Below are 16,542 nucleotides of genomic sequence, written 5' to 3'. Positions count from 1 at the left end.
GCCTTTGCCGGGACGGTGGGTGGCGCGGGAGTGGTTGTTAAATTGGTTGTTGAATTGAAAAGGCCGGCGCGCTCAGAGCGCGCCGGGAGCCGCCTTATCCTGTGCTGTTGGCGGAGTTTCCCCGCGAGCAAATTGGCGAACCAGGGGCAGTTTCTTTGCCAGCGCGCTATCTACCAGAGAGGGCAGGAGCGCATTGACCTTGATAAACAGGCGTTCGGGCCAGCCGATAAAGCGCCTGCGGCCGTGTTTACTCTGAAGTAAACACAGACATTGGGCGGCGACAAATTGTGGCGAGTCGGACTTGTTACCGAGTGCCCGATTCAAGTCGTTGACTGCGTCGCTGTTGAGAGGGGTATCCACCGCCCTGGGCGCCAGGTAGTGCACACGCACCTTACTGCCCACCAACTCCCGGTGCAGGGTTTCGGTGAAACCGTGCAGCCCCGCTTTACTGGCGCCATAGGCTCCAAAGCCCGGATGACCGATATGACCAAAGGCGGAGCCGATGTTAATGATGGCGGCGTGTTCGCTGCGCTGTAGTGTCGGCAGCAAATCGCGAGTAAGCGCCATAGGCGCGATCAGGTTGGTGTGTAACAACCTGCCCAGCTCGGCATCACTAATGTCGCTGAGTAGGGAAAAGGAAGCGATGCCGGCGTTGTTGACCAACACATCCACACCGCCAGGCAATTGCTCGCAGCTGCGCACAAGCTCGGAACGGCTCGCACCATCACACAGATCGGCCACCAGTACCTGGTGCCTGTCGCTGTGGGGCAGCCCCACTTTTAACTGTTGCAGGCGCGCAGTGTTGCGCCCCTGCAATAGCAGCCGGTAGCCCTGCTCGGCCAGCAAGCGGCTGATGGCACTGCCAATTCCGCCGCTGGCGCCGGTGACCAGCACCGTGAGCGTTTCTCTTGCTGTCATATCAAGCGGCCTCCTGCACGTTAAAGGGGTTGTCCAGTTCGCGGAAAATATCCCCATACAGGCGGTACATAACCCGCGAGCAGTGCAGGATCGCGGCCTGGTCATCGGGATTATCGATACGATTCATCAGCCCCTTGAAGAAGTCCACATGGCCGATATCCAGATCGCCGTGAGAGAGCAGATAGCTGAATGCCTTGTTGGGCAGCCCGTGGGTTTTCTGGATGGCGCGCGCCGCTTGCGTTGCTACGGCAGTACTGGTGCCTTCAAGCACATGCACCATGCCGAAAAAGCCGAGGGGATTGCCGCGGGCGATATTGTCATAGGCGTAGGACACCATCAGTTCGGTACTCAGGTTCGGGCGGCCGTTCCGCACCGCTTCCGCATCGCCGCCACAGGCGGCAATATCGTTGAGCACCCATTCCTGGTGACCGGTTTCCTCCTCGATATATTCCGCAACCGCCTCGCGCAACCATTCCTGTTGCTGAGTCAGGCGACTGCCACAGGCCATCATCAGCGGCACCGTGTGCTTGACGTGGTGATAGGCCTGGGTGAGAAAGGCCACATATTCCTGCAAGGCAATCTCACCCCGTGCGGCGCGCTGGATAAAAGGTACCTCCATCAGAGACTGACGGGCGTCGGCAGTTTGCTGTTCAAGCAGATTGTAAAAACTCATGAGGAGATACCTCCATAAAGGCTATCGATAGAATTTTGGAACTGCGCGGCGATGCGATCGCGGCGCGGGCGGCCGTTGGCAGTGAGCAGGCCATCGGCAAACGTTAATGGCGCCGGCAGCGCGGTCCAGGTGCGCACCTGGGCGTAATCCGGCAATTTGCGATTCACTGCCTGCAACCAACTGTCGAGTTGCTCGCGGCTGCTGCCGGGGCGTGCAAAAATTAGGGCAGCACAGTGGGGGCGAGCATCGCCAACCACCACGCACTGTTGCACGATCGGCTCCAGCAGTACTTCGCTCTCAATCCACTCCGGCGAGATATTGCGCCCAAAAGCGCTGATCAGGATGTTCTTGCGGCGCCCGGTGATGTGCAGAAACCCTTCTGCGTCTAATTCACCCAGATCACCGGTGGCGAGCCACTGCGTTTCGCCATCCTCGTCACTATCCAGGTATCCCAGGTAGCGGGGACCGCGCACCATCACCTCACCATTGCGAATGGCGATATCGCAGTGAGACAAGGGCTGACCCACGCTGCCTGGACGATCGGCGCCTGGCACATTCAGGGCTACCACCGAGCCACATTCGGACAATCCGTAACCTTCATAAACCGGCAAGCCAATACTGCGCGCCTGCAACAACAGCCGGGCCGAGACCTTACCGCCGCCCACGGCGACAAAGCGCACTGAGCTCGGCGGCTGCCAGCCGTTGCGCTCAGTGTGTTCCAGTAGCGCCTTCAACATCTGCGGCAGCAGGATCACGCTGTGGGGGCGATACTCATCGATACAGCTCGCCAGCTGGGCTACATCCAGGCCCGAGCTGCCTCTGAGGCCCAGGCGCCCTGTGGTCGGCACCACCACCTCACCACCACGCAACCAACTACTGTAAGCCCCGGCCACGTTCTCCAGCAGAGTGGCCAGAGGCAGCAGGCACAGGTGCACACGGTTGCCCTGAGGCTGTAGTTGCTGTGCCAATACACTAGCGGTGGTGAACTGGGTTCGGGCTGACAGGCAGACACCGCGCGGCGTGCCGGTAGAGCCAGAGGTAAAAGTGATTTTGGCGGTGTGTTCCGGCAGCGCCGCTGTCGCTTCCGCATGGATATCGATCAGGGCCATACCGGCCAACTCAGCCCGTGCCTGACCCACCATATCGAGCGCGGTAAAACGTTCGCAGCTATCGCTCAACAGGGCCTGCATACCACTCACGCGCAGGGTATGTGCCAGCTGCTGCTGGGAAAAGAAAACCGGCAGCGGTACCAAAGTGATCTGCGCTATCTGGCAGGCCAGGTCCACCAACAACCAATTGGGACCATTGTCGGCGTAGAGGCCCAGCACACGGATCTCGCGCGCCTGCAGATCCACGGCGATTTCCTCGGCGGCCGCCAGTAGTTGCCCGTAGCTAAATGTGCGCTGCTCGCCCCGCAGCGCCAGCTGCTCGGGGTGATTCACAGCCTGCTGGCGAATTTGCTCTATCAATTGCATAGATTGGCTCCTCCCGCCGAGGTTGTGAGGATAGGGGACATAGCCTGGGCCGAGGCACGACAGGCCAGCAGGGTCTCGCGGGTGCGGGGATTTGCCAGCAGGGCGCGATGCTCAGCGACCATATCGATGGCGGTTACCGCCGGGGCCGACTCGTAATAACGACCCCACTCGTTCAGGTTATCCCCCAAACGCCGGCCGTCGGCTTCACATAAAACCGTCTGCCGACCCACCAGTTTCTGCAAGAGGCCGCGCACTTCCGCAGTCGCGGTATAAATGGCCCAATGCACACCGGCGGCGGCACATAATTCAAACAACATCAGGAACAGCATCTGGCTGCCACCGCGGCTGGTGGAGATCAAATTGCCGATCTCGACAATCTCCGTGCGTCTTACCGGACTCCCACTGAAGGCGGCGATCTCTTGTTCCACCGGCTGATCGAGGTACTGCTCCAGGAACAGCGGTCCACTATCGGCGCGGCGCAGCCCGAGGGCACTGCTGAACGCGCTCTCCTGCCAGGCGGATAGCAATAGCGGGGCAAACTGGTTCACCTGCGCACCATAGGTATCGGCAAACTTCTGCGCGATAAATCCCTGCACCCGGCTGTGGCCTGCCTGTCCCATACGGGTCAGGTCGAAATCCAGCTTGCGCCGCCGCAACCTGCGCTTGGGCAACGCACTCTTATCCAGGTATTGATAATGTCTTTGTAGCGCCATTGAAAACCCTCTTTGGGAGTGTCACGGCGAGAGTCTACGGAGGCAAAATTAAGGCAAACTTAAGAAACACTGAAAAACCCCGCCGAGGGTTTCCCTCCCCACCTGGCACTAATCGCACCGGCGGCCGGTCTTGATCTGGCTCAATACAGTCCTTCTCCATTACTTCATCATGCGACGGCATTAGGGGCTGGCTGGCGCGTTTTTCAACGTATTAAGACGACAAATTCTCCGCGCCTGAGGCCCCCCGTGATAACGTAGACCCAGGAGTCAACTGCACAAGGCAGGGACCGGAAACACCCATTGATCTGGAGGAAAGATGGAGCAGCAAAGCACCGTATTCGTGGTCGTGGACCCCAACGATGACAAGCATGTGGCCCTGGAGCGGGCAATGAGCACTTCCCGCGGTCGCAACCCGCAGCCGCGCTTGGCGGTGTTTGTGGCGGTGGACGGCGAGGCAGTGGATACCCGCGCGGTGAACGACCACCTATTCCGCGATGAATCCTGGTTTCGCGAGCAAATCCGTGAACCCATCTCCGAGGCAGGGCTCACCTGCGAGATCACCGTGTGCTGGTCCAGCGACTGGCAAGCGGCCATTGTGCAGGAGTCCAAGCGCTGCGATGCGGAAATGATCTACCTGCCAGTACACAAGAAATCCAGCCGCCGTTTTACCTTCGCCGAATCTAAGTGGCGAGTGTTGAAAACCGCACGCTGCCCGGTGGTACTGATTCGCCCCGGTGCCAAAGCCGCGCGCAAAGTGGTGCTGGCCACCGTCAACTACCAGGCCAAAACCCTGGAACAGCGCCAGCTGAACCGCCAGATCAGCGAGCGCGCCACCTATATTGCCGGCCATTACGGCGCCGAGCTGCACTTGGTGAACGCCTACCTAGACTCCATGCGCTATCCCGATCGCGGCGCCCTGGCCAAGCTGGCCGATAAAACCGGAGTGCCCACGCACCGCATTCATGTAAAGCAGGGCTATACCAGCGATGTGGTGGAAGCGGTGGCTAAGGAAATTGATGCGGATTTGGTGGTAATGGGCACCCTTAACCAGTTCGGCGAAACCGGCTCGCTGCTGCGCGGCAATACCGCAGAGCGGGTGATCGGCCAGTTGGACGTGGATGTGATGGTGTGCAACCAGTTCACCAACACCGATGTGTAAATTCCGTTAGAAAGCTCTAAGAAAAACCCGGCAATCATTTGCCGGGCTTTTTCTTTCTCGGACCGGTTAAAAACCAGGGCTACTTTGCGTTAGCTGAAAGCAGCAACAAATCCCCACCGGTATTAAAAGTCACACTGCCACTCTCAACTTTTGCACGCTCACCGGAATAGTAATCCGTTAACACCGTGCCATCGGCAAACACGCCTTTTACAGAAATACGCTTCTCCCCAAGGGGCAGCTCCATTGCCACTACCACCGGCTGCTCCCCGGCTAAAGTGCGAGCAAAAGTGTAGGGTTTATCGGCGAGTTTCTTGTGCACACCAGCACCCACAGCGGGGTGTGCTCGGCGGAACTGGCCGAGCTTCTGCCAGTGAGCGAGCAATGCGCGGGTTTCAGCTTTTTTCAGGTCGCCCCAATTCATGGGGCTGCGCATGGCCGCATCGCCAAAGGCACGGGGATCGGTCATGGGGCGCGCCAGCTCATCGCCGTAATAGATCTGCACCGCCCCCGGTGCCAGCATCAGTTTACTGGCGGCAATTCGGGTCTGTTGGCGCTCGCGATCGAAGGAGTGGTGGTCGTCGTGAGAGCCCAGATAATTGAGCACCCCCAAGCCCTTTAACGCACCAGAATTCAATGCGCTGGAATAACTGGAGAAAATTTTCTCCGCGGGCTCGCCGGCTACCTGGGCAAAATCGAAGTTGATCAGGCTGTCGAAACCGTACTGGTAGAAATCCACTTGCTGATCACTGTAATCGTAAATACGGCCGACAGTGGGGCCATAGTTATTCACACCAAAGTGATAAACTTCACCCAGCATAAAGAAATCGCGATCGTCGAGTTTCTGCTGTGGATGTTTTTCTTTCCACTCGGCCAAAGCCAGGTCCGCCTCTTTTTTCAGGATTGCCCAGGCTTCTGGCTCGACATGTTTTACCGTGTCCACACGAAAGCCATCCACGCCGTACTCCCGCACCCAATCGGTCAGCCACTTGATTAGGTAGTACTTGGGCGCGCGCGGATAGCTGGTGCGCTCGAAAAATGCATCCAACTCGCTCAGTTCCTGTTGCAAGCGGCCCTCTCGCTGCCACTTATCCACAAGCTGCGGCGGCAGCGCCACGGGCTTATCGCTCTCGGTGAGGATGTCGGTGAGATTAGCGTGGATCGCGCACTCCACATTACCGGCGTAATCAGACCAATCGCACTGCGCGCCTTTGCGCAACCAGCTGGCGGGCCACTCCGGGTCCTTTGCGGTTATCGGGCCGGTGTGATTGAGAATCACATCGAGTAGCACACGGATACCGCGCTTGTGCGCGGCCTCTATCAGCTCCGCCAACTCCGCCTCGGTGCCAAAGTTAGCATCCACCGCAGTCCAGTCTTTGGGCCAGTAGCCATGGAAGGCATAGGTGCGCTTGTCGGAATCATTGTGACCGTGGATATTCTCGATCACCGGGGACATCCAGATGGCATCCACCCCCAGATCGTTGAAATAACCCGCTTCAATCTTTTCGATCACTCCACGCAGATCACCGCCGGCGAATCCACGCAGGTGTGCCGCGTCATCCTTGCGGCCATAGGGAAAGTCATTGCTTGTGTCGCCGTTATTAAACCGATCCGGCAACATGAAATAGATAGTGGCATTGCGCCAAAAAGAGTCGACCGCTTCAGCGGCTGCAGCAATCTGCACAACCCCCAGAAACAGGCCCATCAGTAGGCTGGTGAATTTAACCATTGTTCCCTCTCTTATTCTTCGCGCTCAACCGCTCTTATGCGACGCGCACATTTTCACTGGTCCACTCTAATCCGCAATGGAATTCATACATCCTCCCAAGCGGGGGCGTAATCGGTAGGAAAGAGGGAGCCGAACAGAACCTGTAACAATCTACGCAACAGGCAGAGAGTGAATCAAATCCCCTTTGCGATGGGCTCCTGTGGAGAGTAAGGTAAAACCCAGGCATCACGGAGAAACCGAAGAGCTTTGCCGTGGTCAAAGGGTCACATTCTGATAGCAGCAAAAGGAGGCAGGGAATGTCGGAACAACAGTCTAGGCATGGGTGGATCATCGGAATTATTGTGGTGATCGTCGTCGCCGCGGCAGCCTATTGGCTGTGGACTGGCGAAGAAAAAAAGAAAGAGGTTCCCCCTACCAAAATTATTGAGGAGCCCCAAAGCACCCCTGAACCAGAAACACTGGAACAGCCTCAGGAACAAGCCGCCACCCCGGAGCCCCAGGAACCCGCACCGGTGGAAGAACCCAGCAGAGAACCCCCACCGCCTCTCAACGAGAGCGATAAGGCCGCTTATGACGATCTGATGAGCCTGGCCCCAGACAACGCCCTGTCGCGCTGGCTAGTAAACGATGAGGTGGTGCGCAAGTGGGTGGCCGCGGTCAACTCTGGCTCACGGGGAGACCTGATCCACAAGCACCGCCCACTGAAAACCATTCGCGGCCCCATTATTGTTACCGGCTCCTCAATGGAGGGCTATGAATTATCACCGGACAATTACCGCCGTTACGATCAGCCGGTGCGCCTGTTCGCCTTGATGGATACCGACACCGCGGTTGGCCTCTACCAATATTGGTATCCGCGCCTGGCGCAAGCCTATGGTGAACTGGGTATCCGCAATAAAACTTTCCACCAGGTGGTGATCGAGGCAATTGATAAGGTGCTCGCGGCCCCTGAGGTCGAGGGCCCGATCAAGCTGGTGCGCCCGTCGGTCTACTATAAGTTTGCCGATCCCAAGCTTGAAAAACTGCCCGGTGTACAAAAGTTGATGATTCGCATGGGCCCGGATAACGCCGCACGCGTGAAGGAAAAGCTCAAAGAGCTGAAAGAAAAGCTGGAGGCTATGCCGGTTCAGCAGCCGGAACAGGCTCAGTAATCTCTTGAGTATCATCGAGCCCTCCCGTAGGAGGGCTCGAGGTAACACGTCCGCTCTTCCCCATTCACATCCCCCCAGATCCGCCACCGGCTCAATATATTCTGCTTAGGGGTTGGGGTATATTACCGGCACACTTGGCGGCTAAAGAAGTACTGCCGCCCGGCTCTGTAGCAGGACCTACAGGCGACTATAGAGAGGCTCAGGAGGAGCTAGAGGTTTGCCGGAGCCGACCGGTAAATTACCTTCGCTTCCTTTTAGCTCCCTCCGTGCCTTGAATGAGTGCCTGTTAACGCCCGCTGTCAAAACTATTGAGGCTCACCTTGAAATATCGTTTCCTCGGCCAATTGTTGGCTGCCACTCTTTTCCTTGTCACCTCATTTGCACAAGCGGCCCCGGAGCTGTTATTCAGTGCCACGCCTGAATGGGTGGAAATATTACAGCCGCTGGAATCAAAGCGCCCTGCGCAAGGCAGCGTGCGCGTGCACCTGTCCAATTCCCAGATCCGCCACAGGGGAAAAGAGCAGCAGTATTACTTCCAGGTAATGGTTGAGCCCCTGAATCAGCAGGGTGTCAGTGAAATTGCCGAGCTGAGTTTCAGCTTCTTCCCAGCTTTCCAAAAGCTGTGGGTGCACGATATCAGTATACAGCGTAACGGTGAGCGACTGGATCGCCTACAAAAGGATGGCTTCAAGCTTTTCCAATCTGAGCAGGAGCTCGCGAATAAACTCTACTCCGAACAATGGAATGCACTGTATATACTGGAAGATATTCGTCCCGGCGATATTATCAGTTACGCCTATACCATTGAGGGCAGCAACCCGATTTTTGCCCGCAGCGACTTTGGCCGTTTGTACCTGTCCTGGCCCCAGGCGGTAGATCGCCGCTTTGTGAAAATTAGCAGCGACAAGAAACTTAATTACCGATTTAACCATCGCGAATACCCAGTCCACAAAACCCAGCAACAGGGCAATTACGCCTACACCTTGGACCTGCGCGATGTGGCGGGGGTACCGATGGAAAGCGAATATCCATACTGGCACGACCCGCTTAATTACATCCAATACTCCAGCTACGACAACTGGGGGCAGGTGAACGACTGGGCCCTGGGGCTCTACCAAGTCGACCGCTCATTGCCAGAGGCATTAAAAAGAAAACTGGATAACTGGCGGACACAGTTGGGGCTGGAGGCTGCGGTCAGTAAGGCGATTGAATATGTGCAGGAGGATATTCGCTACTTTGGTATCGAATTGGGGATCAATTCCCATCAACCCAGAACACCCCAGGAAACCTTGGAAAAACGTTATGGGGACTGTAAAGACAAAGCGCTTTTACTTACCAGCATGCTGGCCCACTTGGGAGTGCAATCCTACCCCGCCTTGGTCTCCTCTTCCCGTGGGCGGGATATCGGCGAGGATATTCCCTCCCCCGAGACTTTTAACCATGTGATCAACCTGATCGAACTAAATAATCGGGAATATTGGGTGGATGCCACGGCTTCAGGTCAGGGTATCGATATAGAGAATAAGGGCTTTTTCGATTATGAATTGGCACTTCCCATTGCCAAGCAGACCCGTGCCCTGAAAACCGTAGAACCTAGCTCAGAACAGGTCGCCAGCTACAGCGCCCGTATCGAAGAACAGTATGATATCAATGCGGCGGAAAACCGTGCGAAACTCCAGGTACGCTCTCATTTCTCCCACCTGAAAGCCGAGCAGGTGCGCCAATTCTTCCTTACTGCAGATTCTGAGCAAATCAAAAGTAGCTATACCAATTTTATCGCCGGTTATTATCCGGGCGTCAGCACCAATCCAGAGATCACCTTTAAGGATAGCCTGCAGGAAAACCAGCTGGAGGTATCCGAGCATTACCAAATCGGCGACTTTGCCCAGCTGAGTTCCGCGCGCAAGATATTTTCCTTGTATGGCTCCGCTTTGGTGCCCTATTTATCCAAGCCTCAACGCCCCATTCGCCAAAGCCCCCTGGCGCTGACACACCCAGTCGATGTCCAACAGAGTGCGACTGTAAATATTCGCGGGGAGCTTCTCTGGCAGGAGGAGCTGGGTACCACCACTATCGACAACCCCTGGTTCACCTTTACACGCAATGCCAAACTGGATAACGGTGCACTTCTGGTGGACTACACCTTCAAATCCAAAACCGATCATGTGGAACCCCAAGATGTGCCCAACTATTTGGCACAATTCAATCAGCTCGACAAAGCACTGCAGTATAAGTTTTGGGCTAAAGGGGAGGCTTCCTCCGAGCGCAATAGAAGCCAGGAAATGAAAAACCTGATTAAAACCCTAATCAGGAAGTAAGCCATGAAGAAGCTGCTGATTTTACCCACCCTATTCTTACTGGCTTCCTGCGCCTCCCAGACCGCGGTCCAAACACCCGCAGATCCACTGCAGGCTTTAACCGAACAAGTTGCGCAAGCACCGGATTCGGTGCGATATGCTACTTATTGGAGTGAATATTTAAAATCACCCCAGCCTCTCAGAACCTTAGAGGCACAAGATCGTTACCAGTCAGAAATGATAGAGCTGGAAAGCGGCAGGAAAACCTGTACAGAAATAAATTGGGAAAAAATAACCCAGCTCAACAGTATCTCGCTACTGCCACACCTGAGCGCCGCCGAATGCTATGAATCTGCTGGCAATAGTGAGCAGGCCAACTATCACCAGAATATTTTTAACTTTATCGCCACAGGAATACTGTCATCGCGCAGGGGCGATACGTTCTATAGCGCCTATGAAATAGCCAGTTGGGCCGACGCTGAGGACCTACTCAGCATGTCTGGCTATGAAATACTCGATAACTATTTTGAATTTGCCGCGAGTCGAAGCGGCCTGTATCGAGTTTACAATGTGCGCGATCCTGATAGCGGCAAAGTGCGCAAAATATACTTTGATAACAGTCGTTTCCTCCATCGCCTGCTCGAAATTCAATACCCCTTTGCCGGTCTCTCTGACTCTTTGTATAAAAACATCATTCAACCGCTGGCAGAGTCTGACTATGCCGCACGCCACGCCGTTGGACAGGTTCAGGAAGCTGAGGGGGAATTTCAGCAGGCGGAGCAAACCTACTTAGAAGCCATTGGCATGGGCTCTCTCACTGCGAATATTAGTCTTGGCAATCTGTGCCTCGAAGGCAACAGCACCATGTTTGCCGTGGATGAATGTGCCCAACTCTTTGTTGCCGCTGCAGACCTGGGGCTACAGGAAGGCAAAATTCTACTCGCTTATATCACCACTATCGGACTGGGCATAGAAGTCGATACAGAGTTGGCTAGCCAGTTGTTGGCGAGTGCTGCAGTCACCATGCTCAAGGGCGAGGCCGAGTACGCAATGGCGCTATTACTGGCATCGAATCAATACAATATGCCGAGAACGGAGTTAGCAGAACACTACCTGCAACTATCCGCCCAGCAAGGCTATGCCCCGGCACTGCTGGATCTCGCAGGCTCTCATATGAAAGGTAAACCGGGACAAGAGGAAATCTTCACAGACCTAATTAGCCAAGCTGCAAAAAAGAACTATCCCCCTGCACAATTTTACTATGGGAAATATCTGCTTGAGGTCGCTGGAAACGACCAAATTCAGGAGGGAATACATTTTCTAGAGCAATCGGCCGGTGCAGGATTCCCCGCTGCACTTTATCTAAGGGGAAAAATTGCAGAAAACGGTCTCTACCAGCAAAAGGAAGATGAACAGTCCGCGCTACGGGACTTGGAAAAGGCAGCCCTAAGCTGGCACCACCCAGCACAATTTCGTATGGGGGTACTCAATTCCACTGGAAAACTTGTACCGACCAATCACGAACTCGCCTATGGCTGGTATGCCCTCTGTGCCAAGATAAATAATCTCGAATGCGTGACCAATCTAGGCTATGCCTCTGCTATGGGTGCCGGTGTAGAGCAGGATTACCATCGGGCAATTAAAATCTATCAATACGCCGCACAGCAGGGATCGGCAAGGGCCAGCTACAACCTGGGGTTACTCTACCAAAACGGACAAGGTGTTGAAAAAGATCTACATCAGGCGAGGCAATACCTAACGCAAGCCGCCGAGGCGGGCTCCACCGAAGCAATGAACGCTCTGGGGATGCTTTATCTCAACCAAAGTGAAGGCACACAAGATTATGCAGAAGCATTAGCCTGGTTTGAACGCGCTTCAAAACATCACTCCATGTATGGTCTCTATAACCAGGGGCGAATGTATGAACAAGGGTTGGGAGTAAACAAGGATCAGGAACAAGCTCTTGAATTATATAAAATCGCTTCTGAACTCGGCCATACGGGAGCCTCTTTAAAGCTGGCCAGAGCTTACAGCTCCGATGAGCTTAAAGAATATGATCTGCAAAAGGCCATACATTTTTTAACACTAGCCTCTGAGCAGAGCGGAAACAATATCGTCAGAGAAACCGTACTTAACTGCCAAAAAGCCCAATATTGCAGTGAGTTGGATATAGGTAAACTGGTTAGTCTCTTATCAAAAGCTGAATAATTCCCCCCAGATTTACTGATAAAGCGGCCAACCGTCAAATTGGTCGCTTTACTTCCACCTGTGCACATAAGTGACAAACTGGTGACATAAAGAGCAATTTTTAGCCTGACATTACAGGGCTACAAGAATTAAATATATATTCTGATAAGTAATTCAGAAGGTAATTTCCTAGATTATTTTTACTTTAATTTCGCCAAGAGTACCTAACAGGTATCAATTCCTGAATATTCACAGAAAAGCTCCAATATCCACCCGATTTCACAGAATATGCAGATCTCTAGCCTATAATCCTGCGCAAAATTACAGATGGATATCGAGAGCAATATGAAAGATTCGATAAAACTATTTTCAACCATCAGCTTGGCGGTATTCTTGACTGCTTGTGGTAGTGGGGGCGGTGACGGTGGCTCTGATAGCCCTACAGGAAATGGCAGTGGCAGTGGCAGTGGCAGTGGCAGTGGCAGTGGCAGTGGCAGTGGCAGTGGCAGCCAAGAGACTGGCATCGGTACAATTAGCGGTGGTGAAGGCAGTGTTATCGAAGACCGCACAGTCTCTACGAGTGGCAAGCTCATTGATGATGCCAACCCCAGCCAGATCTTTGAAAATAGTAGTTTTCAAGGCACTTATGGCACCCTGACAACCTCAATTGATGGCAGCTGGCTTTATACCCTGGATAGCGCTCTCTCCGATCCCCTGGATGCGGATGAGCAGGCCACCGATTCGTTTACCCTCGGTGTGGGTAATGGCAATGACACCACAAAAATTAGCATTCAGATAACCGGCGCTGACGACCCCTATTCTTTCAAACCTAGCATGCCCCTCTCTTCATTGGTTTTTAATGACAAAGAGTACGCCTCTGGTAAGCTGGAAATCGATGATGTCGACGGTAATACCCCCCTCTTCAGTGCAGACTCCATTGAGGGTAAATATGGTCAATTTACCCTTCAGAGTGATGGAACCTGGGAATACTCACTTAATAGCAACAGCGAGGCATTAAAAACAGGAGAAACTAGTGAAGACACGATCAAATTTCTACTTACAGATGGCAGCCAGCAATCAGTAGTTTTTTCAATTGCTACAACAGCCTCGTCTAAAAACAGTATCGTTTTTATATTTATGAATTTCTCCGACGCTATCGCCACCAGAGAGGCGGGGGTTAGCGAAATTGCCGACATGGTCTTCAATGAAGTCGATTCTCTTGATAATGCCTATCTGGAAAATTCCCAGGGCCAACTCAAGTTCCTTAGGCACCGAATCGATAACGATACTCTGCAGCATTATTGCTATGGTGAGGAGGGTGTAGAAAAAAGCTCTATTGACTGTATTACATACACTATTCCAGACCCTCAAAACGGGGGAACATTAAGCGTTGCAGATGCACAAGCTCGCCAAGGCCAGGGTGGCGAGTACACTGATGGTGGTTTTTCCTGGAGAGACGATGCCCATCAATGGGCCAAAAATAACTTGGTTGATGATAACGGTCAGCCTTTGAATTTAAGTGATTGGCGCCACCAAGTGTATATCTACCCTTCAGAAGCCGAAGATGCCGGTTTGATTGGTACTGGTATTGCCTCTGTGGGTGGCAAGTGGAGTATTGTTGCCGCACGCACCGATCAATTGGTGATGGGGCATGAGCTGGGTCACAATATTGGTCTTGGCCACGCAGGCTGGGACGAAGATAACGATGGTACAGCCGAAAATGAATACGGTACCGCCGGCTCCCTAATGGGCAACCGGTCAAAATCTCGCCTATTTGGCAGTGCCCACCGGGAGGTTATGGGTTGGTACAAGTCAAATCCAGAGTACACTACAACCGTCAGCCAGATCGCTGGCAGTGCCCAGGATATAGAGATTCAGGCCATAGAGCTGACAGCAGGTGAACTCTCCGGGACACTTCCCCAACAACTTAAAGTGCAAAGCAATGGTAGTAAAAACGGTAAAGATTACTACTATGTTAACTATCATATTGGCCACAACATTCTAAATCCAAGGTCTCATTATGCCAATTCAGTCACCATTCACTATTTGCATGATATAGATTCAAATCATGTCGCCGTACTGGAAAAACCAGGTGACTCTTTTAAAGATGACAATGTCGGCCTCATGATTACTTACAAATCTAACAGCGAGCCTGGTCAATCTGCAGTGATATCGGTCGAATATGATAAATAAGGACTGTGAAAATAGTCAGAGAATTACTTGAGCCATCAATCATTTTATTTAGAAGGTAGTCTTAATGTATAAGGTATTATTAATCGTATTCAGCATTACTTTTAGCCTTTTCTGTCAAGCAGAGGAAGTCGTTACTGGAACTTTAGAGGAGATCATCTCTGAAGACTTTAAAACCGGTAAGGTAGAGCGTCGTTTCAGCATCAAAGATGAAGCTAGCGGTAATTATTATTTTATTGACGCTAAAGAAGTTAAGCAAAAGGGTATGAAATCTGGGGACCGGGTAAGAATTCGCGGTGAACGGGGCGATAAGCGGATGCTGCACATGAAGGAAACCAAGAAGCTGGAAAAGACTGTAGAATAATAGGTTCCTCAGAGCCGGGCTAATGAAAAGTATCCGGCTCTATCTTTTCCCTGAAAATCTTCAATTCACTCTAAGATAGTTTCAAATGGACTGCAACATCCTTAAATGTTCGCAGTGCGATCCAAAGTTCAATGCACAACGTCTATTGAACTCCCGAATATCTTCAATTTTATATTTATTTGCCAAGTCACTGCCCGGGCGCAGCTGTTGCTGATCTGGGTAGATACCCTTGCCTGTCAACAAGCAGTTCCAGGATACATTGGGAAAGTAGATATCCAGATTTTGATTTAGCAGTTCATCGGTAATATTCTTACCGGCCATCCAGGAGTGCAAGATAGACCGCAGAGATTGTGAGATTTTTTCATTGGTGCTATTGGCAATCCAGTAATCAGTATCCCTACGCGAACTGATTCGGTAGTGACAGACGATGTAGTCACGTACGGCATCAAAACGAGCGCTGATGCGATTATTAAATTCGTTCCTATATTTATCGGTGTAGTCGCCATTGTTATAGGCTTCGATAAATCGCACCACGGTCTCTTGAACCATATCCAGGGCTGTCGCTTCTAGGGGTTCTATAAAACCCTGAGAAAGCCCCACGGCTAGGCAGTTTTTTGCCCAGTGCTGAGCTACCCGACCTACTTTGAACTTCAACTGACGAGTCTCTACATCACTATCCAGTAGTCCCAGATGGGCACGAATTTCTGTTTCTGCTTTGTCAGCATCCACAAAACTAGAGCTATAAACATAGCCATTGCCATTGCGATTGGTCAGGGGGATTTTCCATGCCCAACCATACTTCATCGCTTTAGATATTGTGTGAGGAGCAAAATTTTCTTCTTGCTCGGTCGGAAACACTATTGCCGAATCATTAAAGAGACTCTCCGCACAACTAATAAACGGCACTTTCAGTGTTTGCTGGATTAGGTTCCCACGGAAACCCGAACTATCAACATACAGATCCGCTTTGAGAACTTTCCCATCTGTAGTTTTCAGGTAATCAATATTGCCTTGAATATCGAGCATAGCCCCGGCTACAGTTGCCACCTCGTACTTAACGCCCTTTTTCTCGGCAACACGACGTAAAAACTTGCCTAACAAACCAGAGTCAAAATGATAACCGTAAGCAATTTCAAAAGGAAAATTCTCCGGTGCCACCGGAGATAATTTCCTCCTTATCATCTCTGTAGCGAGAAAGAACTGATCTGGGTGTCCTTCCAGATCGATGCCTTTTCTACGTAAGAAACTATTATGGAAAAATGCCGGGATAGTGAATTGATCTGGTTGAGCGACAAAAGGATGAACATACTCGGTGAAACCTGGCTTCACTGACCAGTCTTTAAAGGAGATTCCCACCTTGTAAGTCGCATTGCATTCCGGCATCCACTCCGCTTCGCTAACACCAATCGTCTCCATGAAGCCTTTTAAAGGCGGTGTTGAGCCCTCCCCTACGCCAATAATGCCAATATCCGGTGATTCCACCAGGGTGATTTCAAACCCTTTATCCTGCCAATGGGCCGCCATCAAGTTAGCGGTAATCCATCCGGCGGTACCGCCACCCAGAATAATAATTTTTTTATTTTGACGGTTCATTTCTATTCTCAAATATTCAGAACCTGAACGAAATATCAGGTATTGAGGAATTTCCAACAAAAAACCACCCGGCAAGCAAGGCTCAGCGGGTGGTCT

At 52.5% G+C, this 16,542-nt stretch carries 12 protein-coding genes; 6 read left to right on the top strand and 6 right to left on the bottom strand.

Going from position 1 to position 16,542, the window contains the following annotated elements; translation table 11 throughout:
• Positions 1–72: 72 nt before the first annotated feature.
• Genes ACXAFI_RS01190 through ACXAFI_RS01175 form a run of 4 tightly spaced genes read right to left on the bottom strand, consistent with a single transcriptional unit; the run spans position 73 to position 3,779 of the window.
• The gene (locus ACXAFI_RS01190) at positions 73–918 is read right to left on the bottom strand and encodes an SDR family oxidoreductase (RefSeq protein ID WP_475107345.1); all 846 of its coding nucleotides are present in this window, start codon (positions 916–918) and stop codon (positions 73–75) included.
• Between the two features lies 1 nt (position 919).
• Positions 920–1,591 carry a TenA family transcriptional regulator gene (locus ACXAFI_RS01185; protein ID WP_475107344.1) on the bottom strand — a complete coding sequence of 224 codons (672 nt, stop codon included), beginning with the start codon at positions 1,589–1,591 and terminating at the stop codon, positions 920–922.
• Complete coding sequence (locus tag ACXAFI_RS01180; RefSeq protein WP_475107343.1) at positions 1,588–3,066, bottom strand: AMP-binding protein; 1,479 nt, start codon at positions 3,064–3,066, stop codon at positions 1,588–1,590. The genes ACXAFI_RS01185 and ACXAFI_RS01180 overlap by 4 nt, the downstream gene beginning before the upstream one ends.
• Complete coding sequence (locus ACXAFI_RS01175; RefSeq protein WP_475107342.1) at positions 3,057–3,779, bottom strand: thermostable hemolysin; 723 nt, start codon at positions 3,777–3,779, stop codon at positions 3,057–3,059. Before ACXAFI_RS01175 ends, ACXAFI_RS01180 begins: the two co-directional genes overlap by 10 nt.
• 316 nt (positions 3,780–4,095) lie before the next feature.
• Here ACXAFI_RS01175 and ACXAFI_RS01170 point away from each other — a divergent pair, with 316 nt between their 5' ends.
• Positions 4,096–4,938: a universal stress protein gene (locus ACXAFI_RS01170; protein ID WP_475107341.1), complete on the top strand. Its 843-nt coding sequence runs from the start codon at positions 4,096–4,098 to the stop codon at positions 4,936–4,938.
• A gap of 79 nt (positions 4,939–5,017) precedes the next feature.
• Here the strand turns inward: ACXAFI_RS01170 and ACXAFI_RS01165 are convergent, their stop codons facing one another.
• Positions 5,018–6,664 carry an alpha-amylase family glycosyl hydrolase gene (locus tag ACXAFI_RS01165; RefSeq protein WP_475107340.1) on the bottom strand — a complete coding sequence of 549 codons (1,647 nt, stop codon included), beginning with the start codon at positions 6,662–6,664 and terminating at the stop codon, positions 5,018–5,020.
• Between the two features lie 296 nt (positions 6,665–6,960).
• Here ACXAFI_RS01165 and ACXAFI_RS01160 point away from each other — a divergent pair, with 296 nt between their 5' ends.
• The 5 genes from ACXAFI_RS01160 to ACXAFI_RS01140 all read left to right on the top strand — a co-directional run bounded on the left by ACXAFI_RS01160 (position 6,961) and on the right by ACXAFI_RS01140 (position 14,853).
• Positions 6,961–7,815: a DUF3014 domain-containing protein gene (locus ACXAFI_RS01160; RefSeq protein WP_475107339.1), complete on the top strand. Its 855-nt coding sequence runs from the start codon at positions 6,961–6,963 to the stop codon at positions 7,813–7,815.
• Between the two features lie 320 nt (positions 7,816–8,135).
• On the top strand, positions 8,136–10,133 hold the full coding sequence (locus ACXAFI_RS01155) for a DUF3857 domain-containing transglutaminase family protein (protein WP_475107338.1): 1,998 nt from the start codon (positions 8,136–8,138) through the stop codon (positions 10,131–10,133).
• Between the two features lie 3 nt (positions 10,134–10,136).
• Positions 10,137–12,320 (top strand): hypothetical protein, encoded by a 2,184-nt coding sequence (locus ACXAFI_RS01150; RefSeq protein ID WP_475107337.1) that lies wholly within the window; start codon positions 10,137–10,139, stop codon positions 12,318–12,320.
• Between the two features lie 324 nt (positions 12,321–12,644).
• On the top strand, positions 12,645–14,492 hold the full coding sequence (locus ACXAFI_RS01145; protein ID WP_475107336.1) for a VCBS domain-containing protein: 1,848 nt from the start codon (positions 12,645–12,647) through the stop codon (positions 14,490–14,492).
• A gap of 64 nt (positions 14,493–14,556) precedes the next feature.
• Positions 14,557–14,853 carry a hypothetical protein gene (locus ACXAFI_RS01140; protein ID WP_444920212.1) on the top strand — a complete coding sequence of 99 codons (297 nt, stop codon included), beginning with the start codon at positions 14,557–14,559 and terminating at the stop codon, positions 14,851–14,853.
• Between the two features lie 81 nt (positions 14,854–14,934).
• On the opposite strand, the gene ACXAFI_RS01135 is transcribed toward ACXAFI_RS01140, so the two are convergent.
• Positions 14,935–16,446 (bottom strand): tryptophan halogenase family protein, encoded by a 1,512-nt coding sequence (locus tag ACXAFI_RS01135; protein WP_475107335.1) that lies wholly within the window; start codon positions 16,444–16,446, stop codon positions 14,935–14,937.
• Positions 16,447–16,542: the final 96 nt, after the last annotated feature.

It is taken from the genome of Microbulbifer sp. ABH2_005 (genome assembly GCF_056160005.1).
The sequence above is the reverse complement of the archived record's forward strand: the minus strand, read 5'-3'. Positions and strand labels throughout refer to the sequence as shown.